Source organism: Pseudoalteromonas sp. 2CM39R, assembly GCF_023161845.1.
Map to the genome: position 1 here is coordinate 52,089 of NZ_JALNTM010000018.1, position 18,944 is coordinate 71,032.

Consider the following 18,944-nt stretch of genomic DNA (forward strand, 5'->3'; position numbering starts at 1 on the left):
ATGCCAGCTCCTGATTTTGTTCACTTACGAGTGCACTCAGACTTTTCGATGGTTGATGGTTTGGCAAAAACCAAACCAATAGTCGCTAAAGCACAAGAGCTTGAAATGCCAGCGCTGGCAATTACTGATCAAATGAACTTTTGTGGTTTAGTGCGTTTTTATGGCGCAGCGCATAACGCAGGTATCAAGCCACTTGTTGGTGCTGATTTTTGGGTACGTAGTCCTGAGTTTCCTGATGAGCCAAGTCGGATAACGTTATTAGCTAAAGATAACACTGGCTATAAAAATATTACTTTATTGATTTCTAAAGCTTACCAACGTGGTCATGTGTTTCATCGTCCAGTTATTGACCGTGAATGGTTAGTTGATTTAAAAGAGGGGCTCATCATACTCTCGGGTGCTAAAGATGGCGATTTAGGAAAAGCATTAATAAAAGGCAACCCCGCTATTGTTGAGTCGGTGGTAAGCTTTTATAAGCAGCACTTCAGCGATCATTATTATATTGAGCTTATTCGTACAAACCGTGCTCAAGAAGAAAATTATTTGCATATGGCAGTGGAGCTTGCAACCACAGAGCAACTGCCTGTAGTGGCTACCAATGAAGTGGTATTTTTAAAGCCAGAAAACTTTGAAGCCCATGAAATTCGGGTGGCTATTTTTGATGGTTATACCCTAGATGATAAACGCCGACCAAAGCGTTTTTCACAAGAGCAATACCTAAAAACGCCAGAACAAATGGCAGAGCTATTTAGTGATATTCCAGAGGCGTTACAAAATACCGTAGAAATCGCAAAGCGCTGTAATGTAACCGTTCAATTAGGTGAGTATTTCCTACCAGATTACCCTACCGGCTCATTAAAAATTGATGAGTTTTTGGTTAAAGTCTCACAAGATGGACTTGAAGAACGACTGCAATTTTTATTTCCTGATGAACAAGAACGCCAAGAAAAACGCGGCGAATACGATGAGCGTTTAAAAATTGAGCTCGATGTAATTAACCAAATGGGATTTCCTGGTTACTTCTTGATCGTAATGGAATTTATTCAGTGGAGTAAAGATAACAATATTCCTGTAGGTCCAGGGCGTGGTTCAGGTGCGGGCTCCTTAGTAGCTTATGCGCTTAAAATTACCGACCTTGATCCACTAGAGTTCGATTTACTCTTCGAGCGTTTCTTGAATCCAGAACGTGTTTCTATGCCCGACTTTGACGTCGATTTTTGTATGGATAGACGTGATGAAGTAATTGATCATGTATCGGCTTTATATGGCCGTGATGCGGTATCGCAAATTATTACCTTTGGTACTATGGCAGCTAAAGCGGTTATACGCGATGTAGGCCGGGTACTTGGTCATCCTTATGGATTTGTTGATCGTATTTCTAAGCTTATTCCGGGCGATCCGGGAATGACCTTGGCCAAAGCGTTTGAAGTTGAACCTCGTTTGCAAGAAGCCTACGACGGCGATGAAGAAGTTAAAGACTTAATCGACATGTGTCGTATTCTTGAGGGTTGTACCCGTAATGCCGGTAAGCACGCAGGGGGGGTTGTAATATCGCCGACCACGATTACCGATTTTGCTGCGCTCTATTGTGATGATGAAGGCAAGTTTCCGGTTACTCAGTTTGATAAAAACGATGTAGAAACTGCTGGTTTGGTTAAGTTTGACTTTTTAGGCTTACGTACGCTGACCATCTTGCAGTGGGCAGTGGATATGACCAACGAGCGCTTAAAGCGTGAAGGTAAGCGGCCGGTTGATATCAACACCATTCCACTGAATGATAAAAAAAGTATTGAACTACTGCTGCGCGCTGAAACCACCGCAGTATTCCAGCTAGAATCACGCGGCATGAAAGACCTAGTTCGCCGATTAAAGCCCGATTGCTTCGAAGATATGATAGCCCTTGTTGCTTTGTTCCGTCCAGGTCCACTGCAATCAGGCATGGTAGATAACTTCATCGACCGAAAGCTCGGCAGAGAAGAAATCTCATACCCCGATGCGCAATATCAACACGAAAGTTTAAAGCCTATTCTTGAGCCGACTTACGGCATTATTTTGTATCAAGAACAAGTTATGCAAATAGCGCAGGTGCTGGCCGGTTATACACTAGGCGGCGCCGATATGTTACGTCGTGCCATGGGTAAGAAAAAGCCCGAAGAAATGGCAAAACAGCGCTCAACCTTTGAAGAGGGCGCGCGTAATAATGGCATAGATGGCGAGCTTGCGATAAAAATATTCGACTTGGTTGAAAAGTTCGCGGGTTATGGTTTTAACAAATCTCACTCAGCAGCTTATGCATTGGTATCGTATCAAACGCTGTGGATGAAAACCCATTATCCGGCCGAGTTTATGGCTGCGGTAATGTCGGCTGATATGGATAACACCGACAAAATAGTAACGCTGGTGGATGAGTGTGAAAACATGAAACTCACTTTGTTACCGCCCGATGTAAACGCCGGTGAATACAAGTTTACTGTTAATCTTCAAGGTGAAGTTGTTTACGGTATAGGAGCAATTAAAGGCGTGGGTGAGGCTCCCGTTGATGCCATATTAGAAGCGCGAGCAAAAGGCGGCCCATTTAAGGACCTATTTGATTTTTGTGCGCGTGTTGATTTAAAACGCTTAAATAAACGTGTCACCGAAAAATTAATTTATGCAGGTGCATTGGATCAGCTAGGACCAGAAAAAAATCAACCAGGGCGAGCAACGCTGCTGGCAAGTTTAAAAGATGCAATGCGCGCAGCCGATCAACACAACAAAGCTGAGCTGTTAGGGCAAAGTGACTTGTTTGGTTTACTGGCCACAGAGCCTGACGAAGTAGAGCAAGCGTTTATTAAAGCCACACCACTTACAGATAATCAGTGGCTTGATGGCGAAAAAGATACCTTAGGCCTTTATTTAACTGGCCATCCTATAAACCAGTATCGACGAGAGCTTGGGCATTACACCTCAGGCCGACTCATTGATTTGCAGCCCACTAACCGTGATGTAGTCTCAACTGGGGCGGGCTTGGTGATTGCCGCGAGAACCTTAATTAATAAAAAAGGAAATCGCTGGGGCTTGATAACTTTAGATGACAAAAGCGCCCGAATTGATGTACGCTTGTTTCCAGAACAGTTTGAAATGTACCAAGATATGTTGCACATCAATAATATTTTGGTGATATCCGGACAGGTCAGCTTTGATAACTTCTCTGGTGGTATTACAATGACCGCCAGAGAAATAAACACCATTGCTCAGGCGCGTGAAAAGCGTATAAAAGCGATTAAGATGACGCTGAATATGGTGCAGATCGAGGCTGGTTTCTTCGATAAATTACAAAAAGTACTCGAACCATACAAAATGGGAACGTGTCCGATCAAGGTATATTATCAACGCCCCGATGCGTTGGTGCAATTAACCCTAGGGATCGAATGGTGTGTTACGCCAAGTGACGACTTAATTCATAAGTTATCGCTGATGGCAGCGCAAAATGTAGAACTAGAATTTAACTAATTAGGTAGTTTAGAGCATGAGCCTCAATTATCTTGATTTTGAGCTTCCAATCGCAGAATTAGAAGCAAAAATTGAAGAATTACAAAATGTAAGCCGCGCTGGCGAATTAGACCTTGGATTAGAAGAGGAAGTCAGCAAACTTAAAGAAAAGAGCGCACAAATGAAGGAGAAAATTTTCTCTGAACTTGGTGCTTGGCAAGTATCACAGCTAGCACGTCATCCGCTGCGTCCTTATACTCGAGATTATATCGAGCGTATTTTTACGGAATTTGACGAGTTTGCGGGTGATCGTACGTTTGCTAACGACCCTGCAATTTTAGGCGGCGTTGCTCGTTTAGATGGTGAACCTGTTATGGTGATCGGTCAGCAAAAAGGCCGTGGTACTGCTGAAAAAATTAAACGTAATTTTGGCATGCCAAAACCAGAAGGTTACCGTAAAGCATTGCGCTTAATGGAAATGGCTGAGCGTTTTAAAATGCCAATCATGACCTTTATCGACACCCCAGGTGCATACCCAGGTGTTGGCGCAGAAGAGCGTGGTCAGTCTGAAGCAATTGCACGTAACCTAAAAGTAATGGCCGCACTAAAAGTACCTACAATTTGTACTGTTATTGGTGAAGGTGGTTCAGGTGGTGCATTAGCGATTGGTGTTGGCGACAGAGTAAACATGCTGCAATACAGCACTTACTCAGTTATTTCACCAGAAGGCTGTGCCTCTATCTTATGGAAAAGTGCTGATAAAGCGCCACTTGCAGCAGAAGCAATGGGTGTAACAGCCGAGCGCGTTAAAGAGCTAGATTTAATCAACAACCTAGTTGATGAGCCGCTAGGTGGTGCACACCGTAATTATGATGCCATGGCACGTAATTTAAAAGTTCGCCTTAAGCGCGATTTAGCAGACTTACAAGCGTTATCGCTTGAAGAGATGCTTGATCAACGTTACAAGCGTTTAATGTCGTTTGGTTATTGCTAAACATAGCTAAATAACCTGAACTCTGGATAATTAATCTATCTCAAGCAGCTATTTTCAGCGCTAACTGCGTTGAATTTACTTGCAATAGGCCAGCTATTGACGCGAAAATTCGCCTTGTTTTCACTGTAAATCTCTGGCTAGAGAGAATAAATCTAATTATTACTATGATTCAATATGTTAGTAAATCTCTTAACCAAAGTTCAGGTTAAATAGAGAAAAAAGCCGCCTATGCGGCTTTTTTTGTTTTAAAATACCGTAACGTAGAGCCTTTTTTATTCGGGTTATTAGCAATTCACTCATTGGTTATAATAATGCACACATCACAAATTTATCTGCAGGTACAAAAAGCCCTTAATCATTATATAGAAAACGGGCAATTCACATTTACTGTGGCCTTATCTGGTGGCGTAGATTCGGTGGTGTTGTTGCAGATAATGCATGGGTTAAAAGAGCAGTGGCCACAATTAAATTTAAGTGCAATTTATGTAAATCATGGCTTAAGTGATAACGCCCATCACTGGCAGCAATTTTGCCAAGCACGTTGTGAGCAACTTTCAATTTATTTTAAAGCGGCACACGTCATAATTAAGCAGCAATCGCGCACCAGTATTGAAGCGCAGGCTCGCGAAGCTCGTTATCAAGCGCTTGACGAATACAGCCCAAGTGATAGTGTCATTTTGTTAGGCCAGCATTTAAACGACCAAGTAGAGACATTTTTACTTCGTTTAAAGCGCGGCTCAGGCTTAAAAGGGCTCGGCGCTATGCAGCAAACTCGCATACTTAAAAGTGGCCGTGAGTGCTATAGGCCATTATTGGCGGTAAAACGCAGCGAGATAGAAGCGTTTGCCCAGCAATTTAATATTAGCCATATTACCGATGAATCCAACGCCAATGAGCGCTTTGATCGTAATTTTTTGCGCCAACAAATAGTGCCTAAGTTGGCAGAGCGTTTTACTGGGTTTGAGCAGTGTACAGCACGAAGTATTGAATTATTGCAGCAGCAACAAGCACTGCTTGAAGAATATACCCAGCAAGATCTCGCACAGTGTCTTAACCAACATCAGGCGCTTAATATACAAAATATGGCTCATTACAGCGCTATTCGCATTGCGAATCTTCTGCGCGCATGGCTGGCTCTATTTACCCATACCATGCCTTCGCAAAAACAGTTAATGCAAATAATGAGTCAGGCTATTCATGCACAAGCTGATGCACAAATAAAAATTGAGCTAAGTGATGGGCAAATACGTCGCCATCAAGGTTTACTTTATTTTGTGCAACCAAAGCCATTAGCCGTTAATATTGAACGCGTAACAAGTCGCGAACTAGTGCTGAATGACGGACAAATACTACAATGCCTGCAGGGAGTGGGTATGCGCGCCCCTAAAACGGATGAACAAGTTAGTGTGCGCTTTAACTGCAATAGTGCGCGTATTAAACCACTCAAAAAACCAGGTAGTAATACGCTTAAACATTGGTTTAAAGATGCAAAAGTAGCGCCTTGGCTACGTGCTGATATTCCATTAATTTTTTACAACGATGAGCTAGTGCAAGTGGTTGGTTATTTTGTTAGTGATAACCATAAAGATGAACATGGTGTAATTTGGGAGTATAAATTATGAGTCAGCAACCTCATGTTGGACTGTCGCTTATTAATAAGGCGCCCACTGGCATATTAATTACGCTATTGATCGCGGTTTTAGCGAATGTATTTTTAACCCTAAATATAATTACCCTCGGCTACGCTGTGTTGGGAGGGATGGTATGTGCCGCCATTTTACTTGCCTATTGGTTAGGTAAAGGCGGGGTATTTTTCATTCTAGGGGTGAGTATGCCTTTACTGTTGGTGTTTTTTACACCGCTTGCGACAATTGCCGGACTACTTAATTTACTCAGTGGCTTCTTTTTTGGCTTTTGCGTCATGTTGCTAATTTACAAATACTTTATATTAAAAAAGTAGCGTAAAAAAGCCCAGCGGGGGAGGCTGGGCTTTTCTAATATTTTATTCTTTTATTGCTTAGTAAGCTTTTGCGCAATTTCGCCCAGATGCCTTTGCTTTATATAAGCCCTTATCCGCACGAGAAAATATCTCATTTTGGCAATCATCACTGTTAGTTAGGGTAAAACCAATACTGGTTGTTACATTGTACTTAGACATAATCGGTGAGTTTCTTACTAAACGCATAATACGTTCAGCAATCACTTTATTAGTGGTGAAAGCGGGATCCTCAATTAGTATTGAAAACTCATCGCCGCCAAAACGAAATACCGAATCTGTGCCTCGAATACTGCTAGATAAAACTGAAGCAAATTCTATTAAAACGTCATCGCCAATTTTATGACCATAGTTATCATTCACTTGTTTAAAGTTATCTAAATCAAGCAGCATCAAACTAAACGGATGGCCGTTACGTCTATGATTTTCAAGCTTTTGTTGCAACATGTCATTAAATTGACTTCGGTTGTTTAACCCCGTCAACGAGTCTTTTGTTGCTAGCTTTAATACACGGTTGTACATTATTGCATTACGTAGTGGATAAATTAATACACTGTGAAAATGCTGCAGCTTTTTTTCAATAGCCGCACTAAGCGGATATTTTGTGTAATAAGTGAGTGTGCCTAAATGCTCACTTTCAACTTTTAGATCAAATGAGTAGGCTGGGTTTTCAACATCACTATTGGGTGTTTTAACATCTATACATGATGTTTGAAAGTGTACCCCAGAAAAATTAAGCAGCTGTTTTGCAAAATTTGCAAATGTGCCTAAAATATCTTCCAGCACTAAGCTGGTTTGTAGTTTGGCCGCCAGCTCATGCAGTGCTGTTGGTGTATTGCTATTGTATTGCTCTGCTGAGAACGGCAAAAATTCACCGCGACCAGAGATACGTTGTGTCAAAATATGAACGTTTTCCACTATTTCTTCCCCCTATAGTATTACTTTTTATAAATAAGCAGATTGCGTGCCATATTTTTATTCTGGCTGAAAGTTATGCGATTGCTATAGTTAAGTCACATCCCATAGATTATTTTAAGGTTTGCGTTGCAAAGTATTAATGCTCAGATTTTTGGACTTTTAGTCGCTGCGGTTTTATTTGTATGGCTATTTAAGCGCATAGGGCTTCCCCCTGTGTTGGCTTATTTGGCTGTGGGTTTATTAGCGGGTGGTCATGGTGTTGGCTGGATGACGCAAAGCCATGAGATGGACTTTATTGCAGAGCTAGGTATTGTATTTTTGCTGTTTAGCTTAGGTTTGGAGTTTTCTGTATCGCGCCTAATGGCGATGCGTAATATTGTATTTGGTTTAGGGTCGCTACAAGTATTTGTTAGTAGTATTTTGCTGATTGTGATTCTGCATTTATTAAATTTTAATTTATTAACCAGTTTTACCATTGGCATTATTATTACGCTCTCCTCTACTGCGGTGGTTGCCAAATTATTAAAAGAGAGCGGCGATTTAAATAAACGCCGTGGGCAATTGGCAATCGGCGTTTTATTATTTCAAGACATTGCTGTTGTACCATTACTGATTATTTTACCGTTATTTGCCAGCAGTGACTCAAATGGTATTGGCTGGGCTCTGTTATTTGCACTAACTAAAGGTGCGTTTGTCTGCGTGTTGCTATGGGCAATTGGCAAATGGGTTTTACCTAGAGTATTTAATGAAGTGGCATTAGCAAAAAGTGATGAACTATTTGTTTTAACTACCTTATTAGTTGCTTTGTTTGCGGGTTTACTTACTTATTCATTTGGCTTATCAATGGCATTAGGGGCATTTTTAGCGGGTATGATGCTTGGTGAAAGCCATTACCGCCATCAGCTAGAAGCGGATATTCGCCCGTTCCGTGATATTTTAATGGGGTTATTTTTTGTCACCGTAGGTATGCAGCTAGATATCAGCTTTGTTGTTAATCATGCGGGTATTATTGTTGCTGCCTTACTGGGCATTCTAGTCTTAAAAATCGCCGTAGTAACCGTATCGTCTTTATTTATGGGAGAGCGAAAACAGGACGCATTAGCTTGCGCTATTATGTTATGGCAAATGGGTGAGTTTGGTTTTGTGTTAATCGCACTCGCAGCACAGCATGACTTACTGAGTGTGGAGCAAGTCTCATTTTTAATTGCCATGGGCGTAATTTCTATGGCACTCACCCCGTATTTAATCGATAAAACTCCCTTTATTTTAAAGCGACTGGGTATGTTAGAGCGCGCTAAGTTTGCCTATGAAGACGAGCCACAAAGCAGTACGCTTTATAATAATCATGTCGTTATATGTGGATTTTCTCGGGTAGGGCAAACTATTGCCCGCTTTTTATCGCCAGAGGCTATTGATTATGTGGCCATTGAAAGCGATCCCATACTAGTGCAAGAAGGAAAAGCGGCGGGTGAACCTTTATTGTTTGGTCACGTTGAGCAAAAAGATATTTTAAAGTGCGCAGGGGTAGAGCGAGCACGCTTAGTGATTATTACTTTTACGGAATTTCAACAAACTCAAATAGTGATTAATGCCATAAAGCAGGTTGCTCCTAAGGTAAAAATACTTATAAGAACCCGTGACGACAGTCAACTAGAGCGTTTAAAAGATTTAGGCGTCACTGAGGTTGTTCCTGAGGCATTAGAGGCAAGCTTAATGCTGGTCTCACATGTGTTGTCTATGTCGGGTGTGCCAATGAGCCGAATAATTCGCCGTGTTAGTAGCGAAAGACGTAACCGCTATAAGCTATTGCAAAGTTTTTTTGCAGGCGAAAACATCGACAGCGATACCAATTTGCCCGAACGCTTAGAGTACTTACATGTCATTGCCTTGCCGGATAAAGCATTTGCGGTAAACAAGGCTATTAGTGAGCTTAATTTAGCTAAAAGAAAGGTGTTAATTAAGGCGTTGCGTCGTGAGGGGGAAGAAATAGAGATGCCACAAGAGCATACCATACTATATGCAAATGATATTTTAGTATTGCAAGGTAAACCGAGGCGAGTGGAGCATGTTGAGCATTACTTACTTGATGGCATTGAGTAAGAGTAGCCTCTTAGTCTAGCTCTAAAAACTTTCTCATCTCGGGCAGTTGCTTTATGCCATCTTCGTATCCAATTTGAATTAAGTGCTGGGTATAGCGTTTTTCAAATAATAAGTAACTGGTTAAACTCGACTGAGAGCGTTTTTTAACCCCGATCATACGCAGTAACACTTTAATTGCCCAAGGCATATCATCATAGTATTGCGCTGCAATTGCATTAAAGTTTTGCGAGGGGTTAATAATAAAGCTGTCTATTTGTTTTAACTCTTGATGCTTTTGTCTATCGGGTAATAACCCCAGCGTACGATTTACTCGATCTAATCGTTCTAAATCAGATTGCATGGTGTCGGTAAATACACTGTCGAGTAAGTGGCCTGCTACAGCAGAAAGCCCGGGGAAATGCGCAGAGTAACCTGGAGGGTGAGGTTCCTTGGGTTGTTCAACACCAATAATAAATATTTTATTTGCCCCTAAGTGAATAGACGGGCTTAAAGGTGAAAGTTGATGTATAGAACCATCACCAAAATAGTGGTTATAAATATTTACACTAGGAAAAACCATAGGAATAGCACTTGAGGCCATTAAATGCTCAACATTAATTCGCGTAGCGCGACCTTCGCGTTTTGCTCGCTGCCAAGAATGCTGCGTATTTGACTGAAAAAAAGCAACAGAATCACCGGTCGTATAACTAGATGCTGTAATCGACAGCGCCTCTAAGTAGTCACGATGTAAGTTACGTTCAATTCGATGTAAATCAAGAATATCGTTTAATAGCTTTCTAAGTGGCCGATTATTTAATAAGCTCGCCGGTGGATGGTTTATATGCTCAGACTGAAAACTAGTTAAAATATTACGAGTAATATGACCAAACACACTCAAAAAGTCACTTTTGTATACCATAGAGGTGGAAAAGTTTTTCCATACTGTCTCTAGCTTTCTAACGGCTAAATGCATACATGAAGCGTAACACGCTAACGCCGCAGAATTAATTGCGCCAGCAGAAGTTCCATTTATCACTCTAAAGGGCAGCGGGGCAGTTCTGGGCATACTTTGCGCTAATGCTTTTAACACGCCCACTTGGTAAGCTGCTCGGGCACCACCACCGGTGAGTAATAAAGCCACTTTTGGTTTACTAGGATCGACTTGCTTAATTTTCATGTTACGTATTTAAACTGTTCACTGTCTTTACTTTATTTATTCACTGTAAGTCTTTAAGCTAGAAGAATCAAAGGATACATAACTTACATTAATAAATATTGGTGTAAATTATGAATTAAATCTGTTTAGAGTACTCTAAACAGTATCGCATTTTTATATTTATGGAGTTCGTATGTCAGATAAACCATCAGGATCAGACGTTCAAAAACGTCCGCCGAATAACAACCTTATCTTTGCAGGGGTTATTTTATTAATTATCATTATTGCCGCTGCGTTTGTTTTATTAAAACCAAGTGAAGCTCCAAAAACAGTTATGCAGGTTGAAGAACCAGTAAAAGAGCAACCTATTATGGAGTTAAAGCCTGAAAACGATCCTGTGGTAGGTGCGCCCTCTGTTAAGCCTGAAAAACCTGCCGAATTAGATGTCCCAGCTCAGCGTCCAGAAGTTGAGCCCGAAGCTGAAGTTGTATCTTTACCAACGTTAAACGACAGCGACCCTGTAGTCATTGCAAAATTAGATGAATATTTGGGTGATGTAGCGATGAGCTTAGTGTTAAATGATGATGTTATTCGCCGTGGCGTAGTGTTTGTCGATAATTTAGCAAAAGGCAAAGTGGCTACTAAGCATACCCCAGTTGCAAAATTAGAAGAGGGTTTTAGCGTAAACGAAGGCGATATTTTAACAATTGATCCTAATAGCTATGAACGCTATACCCCATATGTAAAAGTGCTCACAAGTATGAGTGCAGCTCAAGCTGTGCGTTTATATGATGAGTATAAACCACTGATCAACAGCGCATATACTGAAATTGGTTATGGTGATGATGAGTTTACTCAAACACTTGAAGATGCCATTGACCTGTTACTTGATACTCCTGAGCCAAAAGGTAGCTTACCATTATTGCGTGATTCAGTGACCTATCAGTATGCGTTTTCTGAATGGGAGCAATTACCCGCTGCGCAAAAGCAACTTTTACGCATGGGCCCAGAGAATATGAAAAAAGTAAAAGCGGCACTACGTAACATAAAAGCAGAGTTAGAGAGCAATTAATAATCGCTTTAACACCTAAATAGACTGCGATTGTATATGAAGTATGCAATCGCACTTTCTTTTTTGATTATCCCTTGAATAACAGAGCAAAAGTAGAGATAATCTCAATCGCGCCAACCAAGGCCCTCAATGGTAGTCTTATTGGTCCTCTCGCAACACTAGCAGGCGAACCTGGTCAGGCCCGGAAGGGAGCAGCCACAGTTTGTGACGTGTGTGCCGAGATGTGGCTGGTAAGACTGCCACCCAAATTCCTCATTTGGGTGTACTAAAATTCCATTTATCTATTTTCTAATATTTTATTTTGTTATTCGTACGCTAATTCTAGCTTTTACGCACTTAGCTAATTTTTTGTCTTTATAGACAATAGCTAATGGGTAAGTAATAATTAAAACTCGTGATTATACTATACACCGCAGGTGTTCAATAAAGCTATAAAGGGTCAATATGACATCTCAGAGGAATAAATGGGCGCTGGCAATATTACTCGGGCTTATTGGAGGTTGCGCTAACCTTCTACCTCTGTATTTTTTTGATAGCTCTGAATTTTTATTTGGTCAGACGTTTGTAATACTTAGCCTAGTGTTTGCAGGGCTTCGTTATTCTCTTCTTAGTTTAGCGATTTTAACTGGTTTTTTATTTTATCGCTGGGGGCATAGCTGGACCAGTGTTGTTTATGTACTTGAGCTATTTTGGCTTTATGCCTTTTGTTTAAAGCGTTCTAAGCCAATACTTCCTTTAGGCGCCGTATTTTGGTTTTTAGTCGGCTTACCACTGGTGTGGGTTTTGGGTCACTTTGTTATAGGCCTGCCTTGGCTCACACTTGTTGTGGCTGCCTCAAAATACTTAATCAATGCTATGATAGCGTTGGCTTTGGTCGACTTGGTGAGTATATTTGTCCCCCATGCAAGCCGAGCTTATCAAGGGCAGCCTTTGGCCCGAATATTAAGCTATGTTGTAAGTATAATTATTGTTTTGGTGGTTTTGATCACTAGCGTCTTTTTGGTTAATCAGCATTATTCGCGCTTAGAATACGAAGTAAACACTCAACTTAAAGAAAAATCTCGTTCGATCAGTGCCCAGCTGAGTGATTATTTATTGTTTCATAAAAGTGCCATGGTAATAACCAGTGATGCAATAAGTGCTGGGGCATCAATACAACAGCAGTTAGAGCGGCTAATGGAGTTATATCCTGGCTTTGTAACTAGCCTATATGCCAGCTCTGAAGGTTATGTCGAGAAAAGTATACCGAGTGAATTGCTCAGTGGTTTGAGTCAGAGTCAGCGTTATGTTGATGATCGTCCTTATTTTGCTCAAGCTCAGCAGTTCCCGTTGGGCTACATCAGTGGTGTTTTTCAAGGCAGAGGATTAGGCGATCAACCCATTGTAGCGCTTTCCGCCCCGATTTATAAAAATGATGAGTTTTATGGGGTCGTTGAGGGATCGCTTAAGCTAGATCAATTAGAGCGGTTTATACCAAATTTATTTGAATATAATGGGGATTTACTTGTTCTAGATGCAGATAAAAAAGTGGTATTTAGTTCGTTAAGCCAGTTTGTTGCGCTCAGTGATTTTGAGCAGCAGGAGCTTAGCCTTCAAAGTCTCAGTGGAAATCAGCTTTTCCGCTCAAATGATAACGAGATGTACCATACAAATCAGTATGTTGACGACAACACAGGTTGGCAGGTTATATCGTTATATAATCGTAAACATTTAACCATGGTGGTAGTGGCTGCATGGTTGCCTACTATGTTATTAGGATTATGCTCTATTGCACTAGTGGTTTTATTTATTCATAAATTTACCCATTTGTTGGTTAAACCCATCATAGAGCTCACTCATTTAATTAATAGCTTTAGTAAAACTAAAAAACACGTATTTAATACAGATTCTAGTTGGTATGAAGTGCTGCAACTACAGCAACAATTTGAAATGTTGGGCAATGCACTACAACACTCAATTAAAAGTTTGCAAGCTTCTAATGTAAAAAATGAAGATCTCAATAAACAGCTTAGTCATTTTAATCAGCAATTAGAAGAGAAAGTCGCAGAGCAAACAACTGAATTAACACAAGCAGTTAAACTCGCCAATGAAGCAAATATTGCTAAGTCACAATTTTTAGCAAACATGAGTCACGAACTTCGAACACCTATGAATGGCATATTAGGTATGGGAGAGGTTTTGCTTCGAGATCAGTCCTTAAGTACCGAACAAAAAGAGTTGTTAATCACACAACAAAAAAGTGCAAAAAACTTGCTTAATATTCTTAACGATATTTTAGATTTTTCTAAAATTGAAGCAAATGCCATGGAGCTAAATATTAAGCCTACACAGCTAACTCCATTTATCGAAAATATACGTTCTTTATTTTCCTCTATTGTTGCTGCCAAAGAGGTAGAATTTACGGTTATTCAATCTAAGAATTTGCCACTGTGCATTAGTGTTGATGAATTACGCTTAAATCAGGTGATCATTAATTTACTCTCTAATGCGTATAAATTTACGCAGCAAGGCTTTGTGAATTTGTCGTTTGATTATCACGATAATAAGCTTCAAGTTAGCGTTGAAGATAGTGGCATTGGTATTGCGAAGGCACAGCAATCACTGTTATTTAGCGAATTTACTCAAGCTGATGTGGGCGTTGCGCGTAAATATGGGGGAACAGGGCTCGGGTTAGCTATTTCTCAAAAGCTGATAAAAATGATGGGCGGTGAAATTCAGTTACACAGCGAAGAAGGTAAAGGTAGTACGTTTGCGTTTAGTATTAGCGCACCAGAGTCAGCAGACGCTCCCTCAACCTTACCTAAAAAAGCAGCTTTGCAACCAAATCTACTGGGTAAGCACATACTGTTGGTAGAAGATAATGCGATAAATCGGCAGGTTATTTCAAAAATGTTGGAGCCGACTAAAGCTGTGGTTGTTATAGCCGAGGATGGTATTAAGGCTCTTGATGTATTAAAAGAGCAATCGTTTGATTTGATTTTAATGGATTGCCAAATGCCTAACATGGATGGTTATGAATGCACACGTACGATTAGAGTTATGGAACTTAAAACAGGTTGGCGAGTGCCTATAGTAGCGATTACGGCTAATGCCTATGAAGAAGATAAACAGCGATGCTTAATAGCCGGTATGGATGACTTTATTGCCAAACCAATTAATAGTGATGATTTATACACTGTGATTGGTAATATACTCAGTTGATAATGGTTTAACAGGCAAAAGCTTACAACGTGCCTGAGAGTATCCGCTTGCCAAATGGTTAAATGTATCTAATTAGTTTTATGAGCAGAAAAATAAGATAATAGAATGGGGGATTAGCCTGAGTAAACTAATGGAAAGTCGATGTTACTCAGGCTAAATAATTACATTGACTCTAATTTCATACCGCGTGTTTCTTTGATGTATTTGACCACAAAAAATACACTAATAAATGCCGATAAGGCATAAAAGCCATAAGCACCAGCTAAACCAATACTGCCGAGCATAATCGGGAAGGTCATAGTAATAGCAAAGTTAGCTATCCATTGCGCGCTAGCTGCAACAGCAAGGGCCGCACCGCGAATACGGTTATTAAACATTTCGCCAAGTAGCACCCACACTATAGGGCCCCAACTTAAGCCAAAAAATACCACAAACAAATTAGCCATTATTAATGCAAAGGTACCCATATTTTCGCTAAGTGCTAACTTGCCTGCTTCATCAAGTCCAGCGCTACCAAAGGTGTAAGTAAGTGCACTTAAACTAATAAACATACCCAAGCTACCTACCAATAATAGTGGCTTGCGGCCTACTTTATCGACTAAGGCAATAGCAATAAAGGTAGATAAAATATTGGTGGTGCCGGCAAGTACATTAATAAACAGTGATTGTGATTCATCAAAGCCGGCGGCTTGCCATAGCTCTGAACCGTAATAAAATACCACGTTAATACCAACAAATTGTTGGAAAACAGATAAAGCTACACCCACCCAAACAATAGGGTGTACTTTTTTACTGCCATCAATAAATAAGTCGCGAATACTTGGCTTTTTATCACTTTGCAGAGACTGCTTAACGTCACTGATTTGTGTATCTGCATTATCATTTGAGATTTTGTTAAATACAGTTTTAGCGTGTTTAAGTTTACCTTGTGCAACTAGGTAACGCGGTGATTCTGGAATAAAAAGTACACCAATTAAAAATAAGCCTGCAGGAACAAGTTCAGCCCAAAACATCCAGCGCCACGCGGCTAAATCTAACATTAAAATACCCTCGGCACCGCCAGCAGCGTTAGCAATTAGGTAGTTACTTAAAAAAGCTGCAAATAAACCAAGAACTATAGCGAGTTGTTGCAGTGTAGCTAAGCGACCACGTAGACTCGCAGGAGCAACTTCTGCTATATAAGCAGGCGCTAAAACCGAGGCAGCACCTATACCTAACCCACCAAACAAGCGGTAAAAAATAAACTCAGCAGAACTATCTGCAATGCCAGAGCCAAAAGCGCTGACTGCAAATATAATGGCAGTGACAATCATAATAGCGCGACGGCCAAACTTGTCAGCTAATGGGCCAGCGGCGAATGCCCCTAATGCACAGCCTAATAATACAGATGCAACATTAAAACCAGTTGCAACACTGCTTGAATTAAATGTATTACCCAATGCCGATACGGTGCCATTTATAACGCCTGAATCAAAACCAAATAAAAAGCCACCAATAGCGGCAACGGCCGATATAAAAATAACATAAAAAAGCGAGCACTTAGTCTGTGCGCTATGCTCACCTTTAGTTGCATGCTGTGTCGTCATGTTGTTCAATCCTAATTTTTATTATGTGTAATGTAGTTAAAGTGCCACTAATAATTTGCGGGCAACCTTAGCACAGAGTAATCACGCTAAAAAAGATATTTCAATAGTAATACGTATGCATAAAAAATTTTTATTGGGTTGATAAAAATAATGAGATGCTAGATACTGTTTTTATATACAGTATGGGCGGTTTTATGAAAAAAGAGTTACCAGCGAAATATTATTTGGCACATTTTAGAGAGCTATTAACTTTTGTGAGCGAGAAATGCATGCATTTACTCGAGCAAAAGCATATTTCATTTATTAGTAAAATAAACGCGCTCGACGAGCAGAGCCAGTGTATGTTGGCGCGCATTTATTCTCGTAAGCCTTATTTAGTCCAAACCCAATCATTAAACTACGAAGAAATTAGCTCGCCATACCAAGCACTTTTTAAATTAAAAGCGGCAAAGTTAATTGTAGAACCCTCTGATAAAGATCATAGGCAACTACTAAGTCACCTAACAAAACCGGCGTTAATAGAGCTGTTAGAAAAGCAAGAACAAACGCCATTATTTAAAAAAAGCGCTGCTAAAAGTAACTTAGTTGAAATAGCTATTTCATTCTTTGAATCTAAGCCAGAGTGTCTTGCACACTTATATAATCAGTACGTGATAAATAATAGAGAAGAGTATTACGAGTATTTTGAATTTTTATATATTGGCAGGCTCAGTGCAGGCGATATTAATCATCAAAATCGATTTGTACTGCGAGATTTAGGCGTAACACCTGTCAGGCAAGAGCATAATGAAAGCTTATCGCGCTTTGATTCAATAAAGGAAGCGCAGTCTAACTATGCATTAAACCGTTTGCGACTAACGCTTAAAAATACAAAAGATGACAATGAAAGAGAGGAACTAGCAAAGCAGTTAATAAATGAAGTAGCAGTAGGGGTTATTGCACAAGAGTTAAAAAACAAGCTACTGGTTATACTTTATAAGCAACTAAAAACAACTAACCCAACACTTGCGTTTGATTTACTTAATGCCTGCGAAGACGATGCACAAGCCTTCGAGATTCAAATAAGGGAGCAATATCGACAGGGCAATAAGCAATGGGTAAAAGCGCAGCTTGAGAAGATTATAGAAAACCCGCTCACCGATGAGTTACTGTATTTCGCAGATGACTTTTTAATGCGTAAATTTAACAAGCAAACCCGTTCGCGGCTCAGTGAAATGTTAGCCAGTACACGTTGTATTATAGAAGTTGATGAGCTTTACCGTGGCGATGTTGAGTTAGGTGTAAGTGAGCACTACACTCGTCAAGGTAAGCAGGTTTTTTACACTGAGAATACCTTGTGGCAAAGCCTATTTGCACTGGTTTTTTGGCAAGAGCTGTTTATTGAAACTCCGACGCCTCCTTGTAATGAATTTGATATTTTCCCGCAAGCGTTAAAAACAGACTCTTTTTACTTAAATCAATCTTCACAAATAGAAGCGCGGCTAGCTACGTGTAATAGTACCCCAAAATTGCTGCGTTTAGTGTGTAACCATGCCGCGAAGTATTATGAGCAACCAAATGGCTTATTTAGATGGCACAAAGATGTATTAAAGCCATTAGAGATGCTTATTTTAAACAGCCCAATAAATGCGCTATTAAGCCATTTAAAAAACATGGCAAAAAACTATCGACAATTAAAAGATGGTTATCCCGATTTAATGATTGTTGATAATAACGCCGTTCATTTTGAAGAGGTTAAAGCGCCTGGCGATAAGCTTAAAAGAAACCAGTTAGTAAGTATCGATAATTTAAAAAGCTGTGGCTTTATCGTAAATATTGCAGCGGTAAACTGGTATGTAGATCCTAAGCGGATTTATAGTGTTGTTGATATTGAAACAACAGGGGGATTAAAGGGTGGTAATCGAATTACCGAAATTGGTGTTGTTAAAATACAGCAAGGCAACATCATTGATACATGGACTACGCTGATAAACCCAGAGCGGCCTATCCCTCGTTTTATTACTAAACTAACCGGTATTAAAGACGCCATGGTAAGTGATGCGCCTATATTTAGCGACATTGCTTCGACTTTATTAGATAAGCTTTCGGGAAGTATTTTTGTCGCTCACAATGTTAATTTTGATTATGGCTTTATTAAAAAAGAGCTTGAGGGGCTGGGAATCAACTTTAAAATGCCAAAACTATGTACCGTTGTTGAGTCACGTAAAGCATTTAAGGGATTAAAATCGTATTCGCTGGGAAATTTATCTGCACACTTTAATTTAGACTTAACCAACCATCACCGTGCATTAGACGATGCTAAAGCGGCCGCGCAGTTATTATTACTTGTTCAGCAAACGGACAGTCAGTGATAGATTTACGTCAGTTAAATGTATTTTGCTTAAAGTAGTAAAGTGCCTTGTGTATAAATACAGGGTATTAAAAAATTAGGTTTATCTATTTTTAATGGCCGATTAAAACTGCGCTTATAA

The 18,944-nt window shown here is 40.1% G+C and carries 11 protein-coding genes and 1 other RNA gene; 9 read left to right on the forward strand and 3 right to left on the reverse strand.

Features of this window, described 5'->3' with window-relative positions; all coding sequences use genetic code 11:
* The 4 genes from dnaE (at position 1) to MTF66_RS29365 (ending at position 6,425) form a co-directional block, all read left to right on the forward strand.
* Positions 1–3,492: a DNA polymerase III subunit alpha gene (dnaE, locus tag MTF66_RS29350; protein WP_248529403.1), complete on the forward strand. Its 3,492-nt coding sequence runs from the start codon at positions 1–3 to the stop codon at positions 3,490–3,492.
* Between the two features lie 16 nt (positions 3,493–3,508).
* Positions 3,509–4,465: an acetyl-CoA carboxylase carboxyl transferase subunit alpha gene (gene accA / locus MTF66_RS29355; RefSeq protein ID WP_008110950.1), complete on the forward strand. Its 957-nt coding sequence runs from the start codon at positions 3,509–3,511 to the stop codon at positions 4,463–4,465.
* Between the two features lie 311 nt (positions 4,466–4,776).
* Positions 4,777–6,087: a tRNA lysidine(34) synthetase TilS gene (gene tilS, locus MTF66_RS29360; RefSeq protein ID WP_138622704.1), complete on the forward strand. Its 1,311-nt coding sequence runs from the start codon at positions 4,777–4,779 to the stop codon at positions 6,085–6,087.
* Complete coding sequence (locus MTF66_RS29365) at positions 6,084–6,425, forward strand: hypothetical protein (protein WP_138594512.1); 342 nt, start codon at positions 6,084–6,086, stop codon at positions 6,423–6,425. Before tilS ends, MTF66_RS29365 begins: the two co-directional genes overlap by 4 nt.
* Before the next feature lie 57 nt (positions 6,426–6,482).
* On the opposite strand, the gene MTF66_RS29370 is transcribed toward MTF66_RS29365, so the two are convergent.
* Positions 6,483–7,379, reverse strand: a complete 897-nt coding sequence (locus MTF66_RS29370) for a GGDEF domain-containing protein (protein ID WP_138594510.1) — start codon at positions 7,377–7,379, stop codon at positions 6,483–6,485.
* A 126-nt stretch (positions 7,380–7,505) separates the two neighbouring features.
* On the opposite strand from MTF66_RS29370, the gene MTF66_RS29375 reads away from it, so the two are divergent.
* Entirely contained in the window at positions 7,506–9,479 is a 1,974-nt protein-coding gene (locus tag MTF66_RS29375; protein ID WP_138622706.1) for a monovalent cation:proton antiporter-2 (CPA2) family protein, read from the forward strand.
* Between the two features lie 10 nt (positions 9,480–9,489).
* On the opposite strand, the gene MTF66_RS29380 is transcribed toward MTF66_RS29375, so the two are convergent.
* On the reverse strand, positions 9,490–10,635 hold the full coding sequence (locus tag MTF66_RS29380) for a patatin-like phospholipase family protein (RefSeq protein ID WP_138622708.1): 1,146 nt from the start codon (positions 10,633–10,635) through the stop codon (positions 9,490–9,492).
* A gap of 172 nt (positions 10,636–10,807) precedes the next feature.
* Between MTF66_RS29380 and MTF66_RS29385 the strand changes: the two genes are divergently transcribed.
* The 3 genes from MTF66_RS29385 to MTF66_RS29395 all read left to right on the forward strand — a co-directional run bounded on the left by MTF66_RS29385 (position 10,808) and on the right by MTF66_RS29395 (position 14,887).
* Positions 10,808–11,686 (forward strand): DUF3014 domain-containing protein, encoded by an 879-nt coding sequence (locus MTF66_RS29385; RefSeq protein WP_010388163.1) that lies wholly within the window; start codon positions 10,808–10,810, stop codon positions 11,684–11,686.
* A gap of 139 nt (positions 11,687–11,825) precedes the next feature.
* Positions 11,826–11,922, forward strand: an RNA gene (ffs, locus tag MTF66_RS29390) — signal recognition particle sRNA small type.
* Positions 11,923–12,130: 208 nt separating this feature from the next.
* Positions 12,131–14,887, forward strand: a complete 2,757-nt coding sequence (locus tag MTF66_RS29395) for a response regulator (protein ID WP_138622710.1) — start codon at positions 12,131–12,133, stop codon at positions 14,885–14,887.
* Between the two features lie 161 nt (positions 14,888–15,048).
* Here the strand turns inward: MTF66_RS29395 and MTF66_RS29400 are convergent, their stop codons facing one another.
* Entirely contained in the window at positions 15,049–16,473 is a 1,425-nt protein-coding gene (locus MTF66_RS29400; RefSeq protein WP_010388211.1) for a sugar porter family MFS transporter, read from the reverse strand.
* A 194-nt stretch (positions 16,474–16,667) separates the two neighbouring features.
* Here MTF66_RS29400 and MTF66_RS29405 point away from each other — a divergent pair, with 194 nt between their 5' ends.
* Positions 16,668–18,824 (forward strand): exonuclease domain-containing protein, encoded by a 2,157-nt coding sequence (locus MTF66_RS29405; protein WP_138622712.1) that lies wholly within the window; start codon positions 16,668–16,670, stop codon positions 18,822–18,824.
* The last annotated feature ends 120 nt before the right edge of the window (positions 18,825–18,944 follow it).